Source organism: Pseudorhodoferax aquiterrae, from assembly GCF_014652235.1.
Lineage (GTDB): Bacteria > Pseudomonadota > Gammaproteobacteria > Burkholderiales > Burkholderiaceae_C > Pseudorhodoferax > Pseudorhodoferax aquiterrae.
Window position 1 is genome coordinate 22790 of sequence record NZ_BMYK01000026.1, and the last position, 18153, is coordinate 40942.

The following is an 18153-nucleotide window of genomic DNA, read 5'->3' on the forward strand; positions in this document are numbered from 1 at the left end:
GGATTCAGGCCGGCATCCTTGGGATCGCACGGCCAACCGCGTCGCGAACAAAGGCACGTGAGCGTCAAAAGCCGAGTTCGCGCACCAGGACGGCGAGGATCTGTCGGGCGTACCTTGCGGCAGGTGGCTCCCAGCGGCCCGAGATGGACAACTGGCCTCTCCACGACTGGCCGCTCAGCATCTCCGGCAAGGGATCCTGCAACGTCAGCACGACGTGATACGCACCGTGTTCTGGCACCAATTGGTTGCCTTTCTCACGCGTCAAGAGATGCCCCCCGCTCTGGGCCGCCACCTCCGGGCGAGGCAGACTGCGGGCGGTGTCGCGGTCGATCGAGGCGACCTCCAACGCAAGCCCACGCAAGGGCGCGGCAGGGGCAATGAACACGGCCGCATCGCCAACGGCGATCGTTCGCACCATGTCCTCGTCCACCCAGGTCTCCACGATCCACCGACCGTCGTCGCGAACGAGAAGTCCGATCCGCTCGCGACGCGCGACCCACTGGCCTGGGCGCAGGTCGGGATCGACGTCCCGCAAGTGGCCCGCGAACGGCGCGGTCGGGCGATAAGTCTGAAGCTCTGCTTCGACGTTGGCCAATTCCGCGCGCGTGGCCGAGACAATGTCTTCGCTGACGAGCAGCTGTTTGCGCGTTTCGGCGTCGAATCCGGCCGTGGCGGCCTGCCATTGAAGCCCTTGTAAGCGGGCCGACAAAGCGGCTCTTCGCTGCGTCAGCTCGTACGAGTGCAGGCTCATCAACTCCGCCCCTAGGGCAACCGGCTGGCCGTCCCAGAAAGGTAACGCTTCAAGACGGGCATGTCCGGGCGCGTAAACCGGCCAAATTTCCGCCGGCCGCAACAAGGCCGTCGCCGTGGAGCGCGTCGGCCAAGGCAAGAGGGTGAGCAGCACAGCCGTGAAAAGGAGCGCTACCGTCCAGCGCGTCCTTGACGACGCACGGATGCGTGGCCAACGCGCTCGCCATGCCACCCACTCCTGTCGCAACGGCGCCATGATGAACCAGCCGATCTCGACCGCGAACAACAAGATGCCGAGAACCTTCAAGAAGAACTGGTAGACCAGCAGCGCAATGCCGAGAAAGAGCACGCAGCGATAAACCCAGGTCGCCCATGCGAATCCGATCATGGCACGCGTGCGCGCAGAAGAAAGGAACTCGGGGACCGGTTCTCGAAGATCGAAGAGGCGTTCTCGCAAATGCCACCGAGCCAGTGCAAAGCTGCGCTCGTGCAGGTTCGGCATGTCCAGCGCATCGGAGAGGATGAAGTACCCGTCGAAGCGCATGAACGGGCTGGCGTTGATGGCCAGCGTCACTAGCCAGCTGGTCGTGGCCAGCACGAAGGCTGCCGAACGCCAGGCACCGTCAGGCAGAAACGCCCACGCCAGCGTGGCCCATGCCGCGATGTGCAGTTCCGTCACGATGCCTGCGCACGCCACACGCAACCGGCGACGTGCGTCCGTGAGCTTCCAGGTCTCGTTGGTGTCGGTGTAGGCCACTGGCCACATCACGAGGAAGGCCACCCCCATCGTCGGCACGCGGCACCCGTAGTGCTTTGCAGTGAAAGCATGGCCGAGTTCGTGGAGGAACTTCGTGACGAAAAGCGCCAAGCCGTACGCGGCCAGGCCCTGCCAGCTGAACGCGTCCACCAGGGACGCCTGGAACACGTCCCATTGCCGGGCGGCTTGACCGACGCCCACCAGCAACGCCGCCACCGTCAACCAGCGGAACGATGAGGTCCCGAACAACCGGGCGGCGGGCAGCCAGCGATGGAGCCACGCATCAGGTCTCCAAAGTGGGATCCGGAAGAACAAGTAATGATGCAGCAGCCATTTCCACAGCGACGAGCGCTGGCGGGCCCACCTTTCGGCCCATTCGTCCGCGCGACCTGGCTCGGGTCGCGTCAGCTGGTGTCCGGCCAAGAACTCGATCACTCGCTCGACGTCTTGCGTTTGCATGTCCAACGTGGTGTTCGCGCAAACGTCAGCGGCAATCGCCTCCACGTTGGCTTGTGACCAGCGCTTCAAGATCTCGAAGGTTGGCCAGTCGAGTCGGAAGAACAGCTGACGAACGGGGTCGTGGAGCGTCCAGCTCGGCTGGCCATCGGGCAGGGCAGGGCCGGGATGAAGAACCAATTCTTCGCGCAGAGGCGGCAACGCCATCGTCACAGTCCCAAGGTGGCCCGTGCGGTTGCAAGCGGCCGTCGCAACGCCCAATAGGAAAGGGGCACCCAGCCTGCGTAGAGCTTGGCCGCGCCCTTGAGACCCACACGATGTGCCGTGGGACCATCCAAGGTCGCTCGCAGCCGATAGGCGTAGCCGCCTTCGGGGCGCTGGACCGCATCGTGAGCGAAGTAGCGCACCCGCGCGGTGATCGGCTCCAGCGGCGTGGCGTTGAGGTACAGCTTCACCTGCGCGCCAGGCTGCAGCGCGATCGCATCGGCCAGCGGCAGCCATGCCTCGATCTCCACGTCGTCCGGCTCCGCGATGCGAAGGATCCGTTCGCCCACGGTGACCGGCTTGCCGATCCACTCGCTCGGGTCGTCGAACAACACGGTGCCCCCCTGCGGCGCTAGCACGCGGGCGCGGGCCAGTTGGCCGTCCAAGTACTCGACCTCGGCGCGCTTCTCGTCGATCTTGCCGGTGAGCAAGACGAGCTGCGACTTGGCGCGCGCATCGCCCAGGGCTTGCTGCGACGACTGCCGGTACTCCGTTTCGATCGTGGCCAGCGCCTTGCGGGCAACGTCCAGCCGTCCCTGGATGAGCATCTCATCGAACCCGAACAGCACCTGGCCTTTGGCGACGCTGTCGTTCGGCTGGACCTGGAAGTGGGCGATGACGCCGTCCAGCGGTGCGCGCACCACGGCTGGATGAGCGGGCACCAGTTCGCCGGGAGCGAGCACCGTCAAGCGAACGGGACATGCAGCGACGAGCAACGAAGCGGCCAGCCAACGCACACTTGCGCGCCGCCACCAAACGGGACGTTTGGCTCCCTCCGACGTCGCGTTTCCAAGGCGCGAGAACCAGCCGCCCACCGCTCCCACGCCGCGCGGGCGGCGCAGCGCAGCGAACGCGTGCCACCACGCCTGCGTCCATTCGCGGGCCAGCGCGACGTCCATGTCGCTCCATGGGCGCTCGCCGAGCAGCACCAGCAGGGATTGCTCGGTTTCGCCGCTTCCTCCCATGGGAAGCACCAGGGCATGCGCAGGCCACCATTCGGCCCAACCGGCAGCCAAGTCGGATGGAAGGTCGTCGCTTGCCAAACGTCCGTCAGCAGGAGGTTGTGCTGCCACGTGCCGGCACAGTCGGGTGACCCATTGCGCATACGGAGCGTTGGCCTCGGGCTGCAGCACGCCCGACAGGCTATCGATGCCAGCGTCTGCGCGCCAAAACACGCTCTGCCGATACGGCAGCAGCTGCAACGTGTCGTTGACGAGCAGAAAGGCCAGCTCGCGCGCGTTTTTGGCCAGCCGGGCACGGCGGACCAGCTCGTACAGCCGAGCGACCGCAGCCCCACCCGATTCCTGCATCAGGCCGGGACCCTCACGACGCGTTCAGGCATCCAGCCGGAGCCCGCCTGGGACGCAACGCGGATCTGTTCGCTCAGCCCTGGATGACCGAACGAGATCCGCTTCCCCTTGCCGATCGACATCTTGAACACCGATCGGGCCTCGCGCCCCTCGGCATCGCGCGCGATCACGACCACTTGCAGCTCGCCATCGAACCCCGCCGGGGGATCCACTCGGAAGGTGCCCGTGCGGGCGTCGAACTGCACCCAGGCCGGCAGCTCGGCACCGTCAGCGCGCCTGGCGGTCAAGCTCACCGTGGCGTCCGGCTGCGTGTGAGCGAACGCGTCGGAAGGCAGGGTGAAGCTGCTCGGGTCGCCTGGCTCGACGTACTGGTCCGTGATGCCCATGAAGACGCTCAGCCTGGGCTGGGTGTCGCTCAGTACCATGACGCGGAAACCCGACGGTTGGGTCAACGCATCGCCGAAGCGGTCCGGCAGAGCCGCCACGGCCTCGGTGGCAACCCTTTCGACGGACGCAAACGTGATCGGCACGGTCGGCTGCGCAACGGGCACGTCGAACGCGAAAGCCGGCGCGGCGACCGGCGCGGGCTCGGGAGCAGCCGGCTGCGCAGCAGGCGGTAGCACCGGCGGCGGATCCACGGCCACTGGGCGGTCGTCGTCGGCAGTCCCCGTCGCGGCCACGCCGTCGGAGTTGTCGGCGGTGAAGACTTCGGCGGACCCGCCGTCGTCCCTGATGGTGGCCGTGCCGACAGCTGCCGTGCCGCCCGTGCTGCGAGCAAGCAGGCGAAGGGTTTCGCTCCCTTCGAAGCTGCTGTCGTTGACCACGGCCACCCGAACCAGCAGCCGGCCGCTTCCACCGACCTGGACCAAGCTGCCGGCATTGTAGGAACGCCACGCGATGCCGTCGAAGACTTCCAGAGCAGTGCCTGTGTCGGCACCGGCCGTGGCCGTTCCAGACTCCAGTGCCAAGGTCACACGTTCGCCGCCGGCTGCGTCGACCGCGAACACGATGTAAGGCGACGCTTCGCTCACCGTGGGGCTGCTGACGCTCAGCGGCCGGTCGTCGTCTGGCACCGCCGACGCGTCGATGCTGCCGTCGGGCCCGAAGATGCTCCCCGTGCCGTCATCGCGGATCGTCGCATCGCCGCGCACGGCGGCCCCGCCCCGCGGCGTGGCTATCAGCGCAAACGCTTCGCCGTTGTCGGCCACGGCGTCGTCAACGATGGACGTGCGGACCAACAGTTGGCCGCTGGCCGGCAACGCGATCGGACCCGCATAGTCGGCCCATGTCGTTCCGCCGTCCACGGAAACCTGCAGCCCTGGCCCGAAATCGGTGCCTCCGCCCGTGGCAGATCCGCCTTCCAAGGCAAGGCTAAGGGATCGGCCTGGGCTGCCGCTGACGGTAAAGACCGCCGTCGGCGAAGCTTCGTTGACGATGGGATTGCTGACGAAGACCGGGCGGTCATCGCTGCGAGGGGCGCTCGGATCGATGCTTCCATCGGGCCGGTAGACGTCGCCGCCGCCGTCGTCCTTCAGCGTCGCGGTGCCGGTGGTCGTGCCCGTCCCGGTCGTGACCGTGAGCGCAAACGTCTCGCCGTCGTCGCTGAACCCATCGTCGACCACGGGCGTGCGAACCAAGAAAGTTCCGAGAGCGGGGACCGTCACGTTGCTCGCGTAAGCCGACCAGGTCACACCACCGTCGATCGACACCTCGAGGCCTCCAGGGCCTTCGCTGCCGAAGTCCGTGCCGAGCCCGGTTGCGGTGCCTGCCGACAACGCAAGGGTCACCGACTGCCCAGGCGACGCGCTGACGGTGAAGACGGCAAAGGGCGATGCCTCGTTCACGACAGGATTGCTCACGCTCGGCATCGAGAGGGTGTCGATGGCCAGCGCCACTCGGTTGTCCGCGTCGCTCCCGTCGTTGTTCAGGTTGCCCGCTGCGTCGGTGAATGCAGCGCTGGCCACGCTGATCGACCCCGTCATTGCGACGCCGATCGTTGGCGTGAACCGCGCGGTGTAGGTGGTCCCGCTGCCGGTGAAATCGCTCAGCGTGCCGCCCGCGACGGCGATGTCTCCTAGGACGAAATCGGAAGATGGCTCCGAAAGCGTGAACGTGAGCACCGCGGTGTCGCCGCGTCGCAGGTTGGTCCGGTCGGCGGAGATGGCGATCGTCGGACGCGCGCCGTCGTAGGCGATGGCCACCGAGTTGTCAGCGTCTGAGCCGTCCCCGTTGAAGTTGCCAGCAGCGTCGGCGAAGACGCCGCTTGCCACGGTGACGGACCCTGCAGCGCCGCTCGGAGTGAAAGTCGCCGTGTAGACGGAGCCGCTGCCGCTGAAGTTGCTGAGCGTGCCTCCGGTGACCGCCACGTCTGCTGCGCTGAAGTCCGCAGAGGGTTCGGACAAGGTGAAAGTGATGGTGGCGGTTTCACCGAGCTTGAGACTGGCTCGGTCGGTCGAGACCACCACGGTGGGCGACGTTCCGTCGTACGAGATGGCCACCGAGTTGTCGGCGTCCAGGCCGTCCGCGTTGAAGTTGCCGGCAGCGTCAGAGAATGCGGCGCTGGCGACGGAGACGGACCCTGCAGCTGCGCTTGGAGTGAACGTCGCCGTGTAGACGGTGCCGCTGCCAACGAAATTGCTGAGCGTGCCGCCGGTGACCGTCACGTCCGGTGTGCCGAAGTCGGTGGAAGGCTCGGACAGGGTGAAGGTGATGACCGCAGCTTCGCCTTGCTTGAGGCTCGCCCGATCCGTCGAGACGACGACGGTGGGTCGGGTGCCGTCGTGGGCGATGGCCACCAAGTTGTTGGCGTCCGCGCCGTCCGCATTGAAGTTGCCAGCGGCGTCGGAGAAGGTGGCGCTGGCCACGGAGATCGTTCCGCTCGCAGCATTCGGTGAGAACGTCGCGGTGTAAACCGAGCCGCTGCCGCTGAAGTTGCTGAGCACGCCGCCCGTGACGGCGACGTCGGCGGCGCCGAAGTCCGCAGACGGCTCGGACAGCGCGAACGTCACGAGGGCGGTTTCGCCCAAACGCAGGTTCGTGCGGTCGGTCGAAACGGCGACGGTGGGGCGCACGGTGTCGATGAAGAGCGTTGCGGTGTTGTCCGCGTCCGTCCCGTCTGCGTTGGGCGTGCCGCCAGCACCGGAGAAAGCGTTGCTTGCCACGTGGATGAGGCCTGGCGATGTAACGTTGTCCCTGGGCGTGAACGTCGCGCTGTAGCTGCTGCCGCTGCCCGCAAAATTGCTCAAGGTGCCGCCGCTGACGCTGATGTCCGCCAACGTGAAGTCGGAAGATGGCTCGGAGAGCGTGAACGTGAGCGTTGCGGTCTCGCCGCCACGCAGGGCCGACTTGTCGCTGGTGATGGTGATCGTCGGCGCCGCGGCCACGTCGTCGTTGAGGATGGAGCCGGTTGCGGCCGTGCCGAGCGCGAGCGTCCGCCCGTTGGTGCTGCCAGCGGTCAAGGTCACGACGACCGTCTCGTCCGGCTCCACGTTTCCATCGACGCTGGGGGTGATGGTGATCGTGCCCGTCGTCGCACCCGCAGCGATCGTCAGCGTACCGGTTCCGGAGCTGGTGTAGTCGCTGCCAGCCGTCGCCGTCCCCGACAACGCGTAATTGACGGTGGTCGCAAAGGCCGAAGCGTGGCTGAGCGCGATGGTGTAAGTGAGCACCCCACCCGAGTCTTCCACGACGGAGGATGGTGTCACGGTGATGGACACCGCCGGGGTGTCGTCGTCCGCCGTGCCCGTCGTGGGCGTTGAGGTGTTGTTGCCAGGCAGGAACACCCCGACCTCGGTGCCATCGTCTTGGATGGTTCCAGTTCCGGTTGCCCCTGCCGCGTTGGTCACCGCTCCGTTCACGCCACCGGTGCCAAGGGTGAACGACTCGGCGCCCTCGTACACGGCATCGTTGCTGATGGCGGTCCGTACCAGGACCGAGGTGACGCCGGGCGCGAGCGTGATGCCGCTCGAAGCGGAGACCCAAGCCGATCCATCGAAATACTCCAGCGCTGCGCTGGTGGCCGTGTCCGTCCCGACCGATGCCGAGCCGCTTGCGAGGCCAGGCGTGAACGCCACGCTGCTCGTGCTCGGTCGGTCCAGCGCGATCCGGAACACCGCATAAGGAGAAGCCTCGCTCACCGCGACGTTGCTCACCGAGATCGTGGGCGTGTCGTTGTCCGCCACCCCCGCCACGGGGACAGGGCCGTTGGTGCCTGCCAGAAAAACGTTCGTGCTGGTCCCGTCGTCCTTGATCGTGGCAACGCCTGTGGCACCCGAGGCGTTCGCGACGCTCCCGGTGATGGCACCGGTGGCCAGCGAGAAACTCTCCGCCCCTTCGAACGTTACGTCGTTGGTGATGGCCGTGCGCACGAGCACCGACGTCGTTCCTGCCGCGAGCGTGACCCCCCCAGAGGCGGAAACCCAATTCGATCCGTTGAAGAATTGCAGTGCGCCACTGGGTCCGGTGTCCGTGCCGATCGTGGCCGTCCCCCCCACCAGCGTCGGGTTGAAGCTGATGGAGCTGGCTGCGGCGAAGTCCAGGCTGACTTCGAAGACCGCGTAAGGGGATGTTTCGCTGACGGTCGTGCTGCTGACGCTGATCGTCGGGGTCGCCACGGCGCTCACGGAGATCTGGACGGTAGCCGCGTCCGATTCGGCGCTTCCATCGCTGATCGTGTAGGTGAAGCTGTCGCCGGTGGTGTCACCGGGTGCAGGTCGGTACTCGGTCGTGCCGTCCGCCTTGATGAACAGGATGCCGTGGGAGAGCGCCACCTGCATCCAGCCGTTGGCGGCCAGATGGCCGGCGTCGCTTCCATTGGCCGCGAAAGCGGCTCCGTTCACCCGTGCGACGGTCAGTGCGCTGGCCGGCGTTTCCACGTCGCCGTCGGCACCTGCAACCGGATCGTTGTTCGTGATGACGTTGCGCCCTGCGAGCAAGGTGTCGGCCGGGGTCGTGTAGTCGTTGCCACGGGCAATGGGGTAGTCGTTGACGGGTGCGACTGCGATGACGACCGTTCCCGTCGTCGTCGTGACCCCGTCCGACACGGTATAGGTGAACGTGGCATTCCCGTTGAAATTGGCCGTGGGCGTGAACGTGACGGTTCCATCAGGGTTCTTGACGACGGTACCGCCGGCGCCGCTGCTCACGCTGGCCAGGGTCAGCGTGGTGCTGTCCGGGTCGCTGTCGTTGCCCAGCAAGTCTGCGGCGGTCAAGGTGAGCGGCGTGTCCTCGGAGGTGTTGAAGGCGTCGCTGGCTGCGATCGGCGCGTCGTTGGCTCCGTTGATGGTGATCGTCAGCGTCGCCGTGTCGGTTTTCGCCAGCGAGTTGGTGACCGTGTAGTAGAAGACCTCGGTCAGGGCCGCACCCGTGTTCAGGCCGTTGACGGTCGGGTTGGCGTTGTCGATCGTGTAGACGTACGTGCCGTTTGCGTTGAGCCGCAACGTGCCGTAAAGCCCGACGAGGTCGATGAAGCCGCCCGCGGTGATGGCCGTGCTGCTTGAAGCGGAGGCGATGCGGCCTGCCGTGACCGGATTGGCCCCGAACGTGGCGCCGCTGCCTGCAGCGTCCGACGTCGGAGTGCCGCTGCCGGACGTGACGGTGCCGGTCACGGCGTTGCCTGCTGGGTTGACGCCAGCCGATGTCCCTTGCTCGGTGCCAAAAACGGCATCGTCTCGTGCGTTCGGGTCGTTGGCCGTGGAAGCCTGAACGTTGATCGTCAGCGTGGCGGTGCTCACGAGGCCACCGACGTCCTGCAGCGTGTAGGTGAAGACGTCGGAGCCGGACGTGCCGCCGGTCGCGTCGGGAAGTGGCGTGTACACGTAGCTGCCGTCGCTATTGAGGACCAAGGTGCCCAGGGCCCCGTTGACCGTCGTGCCGCCCGCGGCAAGGAAACCGATGGTCCCGCTGGGCGCGCTGGTGATCAGCTTGTCGAGCGTGACGGTGTTGCCGGAGATCGCCGTCACCTTCGCTCCCGCCGGGATGTTGGTGCCGGTCGCGGTCATGCCCACGACGACGTTGCCTGCGATGCCGGAAAGCGTGATCGTCGAGTACTGAACCGCCGCTGCTGTGTTGACCGTGGCTTCCTTGCCGCTGGGCAGGTTGGAATTGCCGTCGCGCGTCGCGTCCGGGTAGAAGTCGATCTTGGTCGTGCCGCCGGTGATCGTGAAGGGCGTGTTCGTCGAGTAGTGGTCGATGGTGCCGCTCAGGCCGATCGAAAACGAGCCGTCGGCGTTGGTCGCTTTGCTCGTGACTTGGATCAGCGCGTTGCTGGAGGTCCTGAGCAGGTAGTACGCGTTGCTGATCTTGCTCGTGTACAGGTAGTCACCGACGTTGACGGACTTGTAAAAGCTGCCGTTGCTTCCAGAGAACGTGAGGCTCGTGGCCGTGCCGCCTGCGGTGTAGCTTGCGAGCGTGCCGCTGGCCGTTAGGCCGGCCATGGACAAGGCTTCGCCGTACTTGTCCACGTCGGTGTCGTTGCTCAGCACGTTGCCAGTGCTTTTGCTCCCGATCGTGTCGGTGCCGCTGTAGGCCGTCCCGTCTGTAAGCAGGCTGACTTTGGCGTTGCCCACGTCGGCCGCTCCAACTGGCGTGTCGTTGGCGCCTTCGATGGTGATCTTGAGACGGGCGGTGGAGACCGTGGACTGCGTGTCCCCGATCCGATAGGTGAAGGTGTCCGTCAGGGTGTTGGAGGTACCCCTCAAGGCTTGCACGGCCGCGTTCGCGTTGTTGATCGCGTAGCTGTAGTTTCCATCCGTGCCGATGGTGAGCACGCCGTATGCGCCCGTGATCGCGGTGCCGCCGCCTGCCAACGTGGTGGTCACAGCCGTGCCAGCGGTGCTCGTCCCGGCAGCGTTCACGGCGGGATTGGCGCTGCCGGCGTCGTTGCCAAGCACGTTGCCGGTCGCGTTGCTGCCGCCACTCCCGTTGGCGAGTCCGCCTTTCTCGACCGCTGTCCCTGCGTCATCCAAGGCACTGGCAGGTGTGTAGTGGTTGAGGTAGTTGTTGAGCGCCGTGTCGACAGGGTCGCTGCTCGTGCCGTAGTTGCCCCCCGCGGTGAACTTCGTCGGGTCCGTGACGAGCAGGTAGGCGACCTCACCGGCATCACCTGTGCCGATCACCCCGTCGGCACCGGGGGCGTAGAAGTAGAAGCCGTTGGTGACGCCGTTGCTCTTGAACTGGCGGCTGGCCACGCCGTAGATCGACTGGTCCACTCCGCTGCTGTCTTTGTACTGCAGGTACCCAGTGACGTTGTTCCCCGAGAAATAGGGGTCGCCAGGATTGGCCGAGACGAATTGAAAGCCGGTGCCACCGAAAGGTGTGAGGACCGCGATGTTGTTCAACGCACTGGCTTCCTCGCTGAGCGCCGACGGCGTTCCCGTGTACGCCTGCGTGAAGGACACCGTGGCGTCTTCAACAGCGTAAGTGACGCCATCGATGGTGACGCTGCCGTGGTCGTTCTCGGTCGCGATGCGTTGCTGCTCGGGTGCGCCGATGCGCTGTCCAGAAATGGCCACCGCGAACGCCTCACCCTCGTCGCCGGCCGTGTCGGCTGCGCCGTTGAGACGCGCGTCCAGACCGTGGCCCAGCTCCTCCACGAGCACGCGCGCGAGGGTGGCAGTGTCCGCGCTGCGATTCACCCAGTCTGCGTTCAGAAAGATGACCGGCTTCCCATCCGGGCCGGACGCTGAGAACGCGCCGAGCGCACCGTGCATCTCCGCTTGGGACCGAAGCTGCACTTCGATGCCCGCGCCGAAGCCCGGTTGGTTGAGCAGCGTCTGTGCGGAGGACTGCCACGCTTGCGACGGCTGAGCTTGCCCCCCGTTGAACAACGTGAAGAGGTGCTGCAACGCATCCGGCTTGGACAGGAACTCGGTGACTTGTCGCTCTGCCTCTTGACGTGCCGTCTGAAGGACCGCCGGCTCGCGGGCGGCCGCAGCCGCAGCACCTGACGCTTGGGCGGCACCGGTATCTGCGGCATGAGGTTTGCTGACCGCACTGGCGGCATCGACGACGGCTGCGCCGTCGAACATGAAGCGCTGTTCGAGCGCCATGGGCCGCGGGCCGCTGCGGATCAACGATCGACCAGCACCGGGGGAGGGGAGGGGCTTGCGCATGAACGACTCCGATGAGTCTTGACGGGGAGCTTATTGCGGCGGCGTGATGAGCACACGGCCGCTCATGCCTGCAACGAGTTCGGGAAAGCGGCTGGTGACGGCCGCAGCCACCTTGACGGATTGGCTGACGGGATCCACCCGGGCGCCGATGCGAAGGAAGCGTGCAGGATACGTTTTCCCGGTTTCGTCGATCTGGATGGAGAACGTGCCCCCGACCTTGATCCAGGCGAGCCAGCGCGATGGCACCAGGAACTCCAACTCGAGCACGCTGTCGTCGATGATGTCGAGCAGGGCTTGGCCTGGCTGAACGAATTGCTGTTCGCGCACCTTCTGCTCGGCAACGCGTCCTGCAAATGGCGCGGCTACGCCGCATTTGGCCAGGAGGGCTCGCGTGGCCGCCAAGTCGGCCTGCGCCTTAGCCACGGCGGTGCGCGACAGCTCCAAGTCCAACTGGCCCACGGAGTTCAGTTCTGCCAGCCGCTGGTTCGATCGGTAGGTCTGCTCGGCGCCCTGCACCTCGACCTCAGCTTTTCGAAGCTGGGCCTGTTGCAGCGTGCAATCGAAACTCACCAAGGTCTGGCCCGACTTGAACGCGCCGCCCTCGGGGATGGGCAGACGGCTCACCTTGGCGCCGATCTCTGCAGCCACCGTGGTGTACCGCTGAGGCATGAGCTGGGCACGGATCTCCTGACGCTCGAGGGCCGGCCTTGCTGCCTCATTCGAAACCGTCTGCGCGGCGACGCTGCCAAGGACAAGCACACCGCCGACCGCCACGGTCCAACAACGACGCTTCACCGTTGCACTGCCGCGCCCTGCGGCGCAGTGACCTGAAGCCAATTGGGGGCCGCGATCTGGATCTGCTCGGTCAGAGCAGCCAAGCCGAGTTCGTCGGTGTTGCCGATGCGCGGCTCCAGGCCCAAGTTTGCGGCGAGCTTGCTTTCGGCGGCTTGCACTTGGGCAAGGGCTTGGTAGCGTCGCAGCAGGCTGAGGATGGCCGCGGTGTCGTTGCCGACGCGGTCCAGCTTGCTCTGCGCCTGCGCCGCCTCACGGTTGCGCACGTGCTCGGCGATGCGCTGGTCGGCGGCGTAGATGGCGTCGGCGCGGCTGAACTGGCTGCGCGCATTGAGCACTTGCAGCCGCGCCAGGTGCACCTGCGTGACGACTGCCATCTGCATGGCGATTCGGCGCTGATCGGCCAGCGCCACGCCCGCCTCGGAAAGCTTGACCTGTGCCGGTCCCGTCAGCAGGTTGAACAGGTTGAACGACAGCTGGATGCCGGCCTCGTTCCAGTGCCGGTTGACGAGGTAGCTGTCGGAGTCGTATTTGACGCCGTAGTTGAAGCTCAGGTTGGGAAAGAGGCGCAGCATGCTTCTGCGCACTTCCTCCCGGGCGATGCGGCCGTTGTAGTGCTGCTCGCGCAGGTCGGCGTTGTTTTCGAGGGCGATCTCCTCCAAGCGCTGCACCGGAACGCCCGCCAGGCCATCGTCCTTGATCTCGGGCTGCGCGTCGGCGATCCTCAGCGGCTGATCCAAAGGCGCGTTGATCAGCGAAGCCAGCTCGAGGTGAGCCGCGCCTAGCTCTTGATCGATGTACTCGAGCAAGCGCATGTTCTCAAGCAGCTGCCTTTGGTAGCGCAGCGCGTCCAACGGGTTGCGCACGCGCTCCTGCTCGGCCTTGCGTGCATCGCCCAGGGCTTCCTCGGCCATCGCCAGCGTGCGCTCCACGTCGCCGCGCAATTTCTGAGCGCTTGCCGCGCGCCAATAGGCGGTGCGGACGTCCTGCATCAGCACGTGCATGGCCTTGCGGCGCCGTTCGGTAGCGATCAGGACCCGGTCGGCTTGTTGCTTGGAGCCGTAGTAGCCCATGCCCACGTCCAGCAGGCTCCAGCTGAAGTCCAAGCCCAGCAAGTGGTGGGTGCGGTCCTGGGAGATGAACCGTGACGGCGACAGGCTGCCATCGTCGGCGTTGCGGCTCTCGCTGATCCGGTCGTTGCTGCGCGTCTGGTAGCCGGCCTGGGCCAGCAAGCGCGGCAGCATGTCGTACTTGCCGATCTCAAGCTGGTTGAGGGCCAGCGCCTCCTCCATCATCTTGGCCCGACGATCGAGGTTGTACTTCAGTGCCCGAGCAAGCGCCTCCGACAGCGTCAAGGCATTGCCGCTCAGCGGCTCGACGCCCGCCCTCCCTGCCGCTCGGTCCGCCCCCGTTGAGGGTTGAAGTTCGGAAGCGGTCAGTGGCCTGGGTGCGATCGACGAGCAGGCCGTCAATGCGAAAGCAGCAGCGGCGGCGATGAGCGCGCGGTAAGGGGCGGCTTGCAGGATGCGTTCAGGCGGCATGTGAAGGGACCGCAGGTGGGGACCGGCGGTCGAATGGTTGGAAAACGCTGGCTCCAGGCCGATGCGATCGCGCGCTCCGGCGGAGACTGTTGCACGATTCGGAGCGGCTGTGGCGCCGCGAGCCGGCGAATTGCACCAGCGTGCGTGCTTCATCTTACGAAGCGCTCACAGGACCAACAAGCCGATATGTGGACTGGACGCCACGCTTTTCGAGCTTGACGGTAGGTGCTGAGGGAAACCCTTGGACTGAAAACACGCCGCAACAGGTTCAAACGTCCGCCGGATATTCGAATAGCCTGTAGATCAAGATGAGTTGTTGAAGTTGGGGCAAAGGCGGCCTTCAACGGAGTCGCTGGAACTCGGACGTGGAAAGTGCATGCAACTGGTAAGCGTTGCTGACCCGGTTGCGGCCGGTGTTTTTTGCCTCGTACAGCGCGTGGTCGGTGGATGCATACAGCCATTCCAACTCTCGCCCGCTTCCCGAACCGATGGTGCTGACGCCGCAGCTCGCCGTCACCGCAATGGAACTCCCTCCAGGCAGATCAAAAGCTGCGGTGGCCATCGAAGAGCAGAGCTTGTTGGCAACGCCCACGGCGTCCTTGTTGTTCGTATCGGGCAGCACGATCATGAACTCTTCACCGCCCATGCGCCCGACCAGATCCGTGTCTCTGACGCTTCGCGACATCAGACGCGCCGCGTTCACGAGCACTGCATCGCCGGCTTGATGGCCGTGAACGTCGTTGATGCGTTTGAAGTGATCCAAGTCGAGCATCACCGCGCTTATGTCAGACCCTCTGCGCCGCGCGCGAAGCAGTTGCGCGCCGGCGCGTCGAAGAAGCTCCGCGCGACTCAGAACGCCCGTCAGCGCATCGTGTTCGGCAGCGCGTTTCAGCTCTTCGTTCTTTCTCTCGATCGCCTTGCGCGCCATGATCACCGACGCATCTTTGCGCCATAGCATGATGCTCAGAAGAACGCTGATCACGGAGATCGTCAAACCGTCGGATCGGTTGCTGAGCAGCACCGCGTGACTGTGTTGGGTCAGCGGAAGCGCAAAGAAGAACGCCGAATATCCGACGGCATGAACCGTGGCGGCCATCGCAGGCGACATGAGCATCAGCAAGCCAATTGCAATGCTGCCGATCAGAAAAGGACTGGTGTTGGGCGTCACCGCTTGGTCGATGACCGTCACCGCCACGCAGAACAACAGTCCTCCGGTCGGAACGCCGAACTGCAGCGCCTTGACCGCAACGTGCTCGACGGGCAATCGACGGATTGCGATGGTGGCGAAGGCGACCACGATCCACCACGCCAGGAAATACAAATGGGCAATCCCGATGTGCCTGCGCCACAACGCTTCGACGCTATCCAGTTCGAGAGTGAATGGCCAGAAGATAACTGCATACGCGCCGACAAGGCTTCCCACGCTGAACGCGATGATGAGTAGGCGTCGCAGGTTGATGCGATACAACTCGATGCGTGTCTCGTCGTCAATGTCTTGCAGCTCACGCAGACCCGACATCAAGTGCGAAGGTGCGTGACCAAGCGCCCGCATCTTGTGGCGAATGCCTGTGCGAATGCTCATGGGCTCTCCAAAATTCCACTGCCGAACGAAAGCGGAACGTTCACGTCTTCACCGAAGCGCCGCCCAACGTCGGAATTGTTGTTCGCTTAGCATCGAACAATGTGGCAAGAATATGAAGTCGTCTTTGGAAGGACTGCCGTTCGTTTGCAAGCGTGGAACCGTCATCTGCAATCGATCCTGAAGGCGGCGTCGCCGCGCGCGATGGACTACGAGGACATCGCTTTACGGTTAGGCGAGATCCCCTGGGAGGTCTTGTGGGCCTGCCATGTCTTGGTTCGGGCGAAGGTGGCTTCGCGCCGGACCGACGCCGAGTTCTGCGTCGCGAAGCCTTGATCGCCGCGCTTCAGCGCACCCACGCGGCGCGGATTCAGCTGACCCTGCGGCCCCGGCCTGCGCGCTTGGCGTCGTAGAGCAGGGCGTCCGCCTTCTCGAGCAACGCGGTCCATGGCTCGCCCGGTCTCACGCTGCAGGCCACGCCGATGCTTGCGCCAATGCTTAGCTCCAACGCGCCCACCTGGAACGGCTTGTCCACCGCAGCGATGATCTTGTCGGCGACCGCATCCGCGTGCGACGCCTGGCCAATACCCGAGAGGACCACCGCGAACTCGTCGCCCCCCAGCCGCGCAACCGCATCGGTCGGTCGAACCAACTTGCCGAGCCGATGCGCAAACGCTCTCAGGAGCTCGTCGCCCGTGGCGTGGCCATGCAGGTCGTTGACCGGCTTGAAGCGATCAAGATCGATGGCCAGGACTGCGAGGCTTTCGCCTTCGCCGGCCTGCACCATCTTCGTCACGTGGCTTTCCAGTCCCGAGCGGTTCAACAGGCCGGTCAACGGGTCACGTTGGCTGAGCTGCAACAGCCTGTCCTCCTCCAGACGGTGCCGACTGATGTCGTGCGCAACGAGCACAAACCCCTCGGTCGCTCCACGGCCATCGCGCAACGGGACGAGCGTCACGGAAAGGGTAACGCGGTTGTGGAAAGGGACGTCGAAGCTAACCGTCTCTCCTGAAAGCACCTTCGCAGCCCAGGGTCTGCAGCGCTCGTAGTCGGCAGGGTCCAAGATGTCGCGCAGAAGGACACCGAGGAAGAAGTCACGGGGGGTGGGGCATGCCCACCGCTCGAAGCTCCTGTTCGCAAACTGAACCCGGCCGGACCCATCGACGACGCACACGTGGGCCGGAAGCGCCTCGATCACCGCTCCCAGGGTGGCGCTCCTTTGGGCCAACATGTGCTCCAGGTCTTTGCGTGCCGTCACGTCTTGAAAGGCACCGACCAGCTTGACGGGCTGTCCATGGTCGAAGAGCACCTCGCCGACCGAGCGCACCCAAATCGGCCGTCCCTTGGCGGTGATAAATCGAAGTTCCAAGTCCCAGGGCTCCCCGGTGCGGATGCCGGTCTCCACCGCTTCCTGGATGAGTGGGCGGGACTCGGGCGCGTAGAACTCGATCGCACTGTGCAAGGTGGGAAAAAAGTCGTCGTCTACCTCATGAATGAGCCTGGTCTGATCGGACCAAGTGACCTGCGAAGTGGCGACGTCGACTTCCCAGCCTCCTACACCGGCAACCTGACCTGTGCGATAGAGGAACTGCTGATTTGCCCAAAGCGCCTCTTCAGCAGCCTTGCGATCGGTCACGTCGCGACCGACGCTGTGCAACAGCTTGCTGCCATCCGCCCCGCGTTGCAGGCGTGTGGTCCAGGCCACCCACACCGTTTTCCCTTCCGCGTTGAGGATGCGGTTTTCGCCGGTGTGAGGCGTGCCAGTCTCGAACACCGCAAGCAGCCGCGCTCTGACCTTGTCTTTGTCGTTCGCCTCCACCCGATCAAAGAGGTTCGTTCCAACCATCTCCTCCGGAGAACGCCCGAACTGCCTCGCGTACGCGGGATTGGCGTAGACCAACTCACCCGTTGGGCGACACAGGCCGACGAGATCGGACTGCTCTTCGACGAGAGCCCGATGGCGTGCCTCGCTGTCCTCCAGGGCCTTGCTGTACTCAGTGCGCACTGCGAGCGATTTGTTGATCAGGTCGCGGCGCATCTCCAACGCCTGCGTCGCAATGCGTGCGAGAGACCGCAGCGTTTCGGCCTGCTCTGCGCTGAGCTGACGCGGCTGTCGGTCGATAACGCACAAGGTGCCAACCCTTGCGCCGCCGTCCACTTCCAGCGGTGCCCCGGCGTAAAAGCGGATGTCAGGCCCACCTGTCACGAGTGGATTGCGTGAGAACCGGTCGTCTCGGGTGGCATCGGGCACTTCGAACACATCATGGCCTTGGATCGCGTGTGCGCAAAAGGCCACGTCACGAGGGGTCTCGTTCACGCCCGGAAGTCCAACATTGGCCTTGAACCATTGCCGCTCTTCATCGACCAGGCTGATCAGGGCAATGGGGGCTTCACAGACCTGCGAGGCCAACTGCGCGATGGAGTCGAAAACCGCTTCGGGTTCGCTGTCCAACACGACCAGGTTTCGCAGTCGCGCCAAGCGCTCTTCCTCCGACTGCAGCTGCAAGGTGGAACGGGGCATCGTGCGTCGCGTCCTTTCTTCTGCTGCGGTCGAGGAACCCGCAGAACTGTCTTGTAAGGCCGCACCTTGCCG

The 18153-nt window shown here is 65.2% G+C and carries 8 protein-coding genes; 1 reads left to right on the forward strand and 7 read right to left on the reverse strand.

The window, feature by feature from the left end; translation table 11 throughout:
* Positions 1 to 64 precede the first annotated feature (64 nt).
* From IE209_RS27050 to IE209_RS27075, 6 genes are all read right to left on the reverse strand, one after another.
* Positions 65 to 2170 carry a site-2 protease family protein gene (locus tag IE209_RS27050; RefSeq protein ID WP_189689986.1) on the reverse strand — a complete coding sequence of 702 codons (2106 nt, stop codon included), beginning with the start codon at positions 2168 to 2170 and terminating at the stop codon, positions 65 to 67.
* Positions 2171 to 2172: 2 nt separating this feature from the next.
* A complete protein-coding gene (locus IE209_RS27055; RefSeq protein ID WP_189689987.1) occupies positions 2173 to 3537 on the reverse strand; it encodes an efflux RND transporter periplasmic adaptor subunit in 1365 nt (454 codons plus the stop codon).
* Positions 3537 to 11648 carry an Ig-like domain-containing protein gene (locus tag IE209_RS27060; RefSeq protein ID WP_189689988.1) on the reverse strand — a complete coding sequence of 2704 codons (8112 nt, stop codon included), beginning with the start codon at positions 11646 to 11648 and terminating at the stop codon, positions 3537 to 3539. The genes IE209_RS27055 and IE209_RS27060 overlap by 1 nt, the downstream gene beginning before the upstream one ends.
* A 30-nt stretch (positions 11649 to 11678) precedes the next feature.
* Complete coding sequence (locus IE209_RS27065; protein ID WP_229883069.1) at positions 11679 to 12443, reverse strand: efflux RND transporter periplasmic adaptor subunit; 765 nt, start codon at positions 12441 to 12443, stop codon at positions 11679 to 11681.
* Positions 12440 to 13981, reverse strand: coding sequence for a TolC family protein (locus tag IE209_RS27070; protein WP_189689989.1), 1542 nt, complete (start codon positions 13979 to 13981; stop codon positions 12440 to 12442). Before IE209_RS27070 ends, IE209_RS27065 begins: the two co-directional genes overlap by 4 nt.
* Positions 13982 to 14321: 340 nt before the next feature.
* Entirely contained in the window at positions 14322 to 15563 is a 1242-nt protein-coding gene (locus IE209_RS27075; protein ID WP_189689990.1) for a GGDEF domain-containing protein, read from the reverse strand.
* Positions 15564 to 15662: 99 nt separating this feature from the next.
* Between IE209_RS27075 and IE209_RS27080 the strand changes: the two genes are divergently transcribed.
* Positions 15663 to 15896, forward strand: coding sequence for a hypothetical protein (locus IE209_RS27080; protein ID WP_189689991.1), 234 nt, complete (start codon positions 15663 to 15665; stop codon positions 15894 to 15896).
* Positions 15897 to 15930: 34 nt separating this feature from the next.
* Here IE209_RS27080 and IE209_RS27085 read toward each other — a convergent pair whose 3' ends face one another.
* Positions 15931 to 18081, reverse strand: a complete 2151-nt coding sequence (locus IE209_RS27085; protein WP_189689992.1) for a sensor domain-containing diguanylate cyclase — start codon at positions 18079 to 18081, stop codon at positions 15931 to 15933.
* Positions 18082 to 18153: the final 72 nt, after the last annotated feature.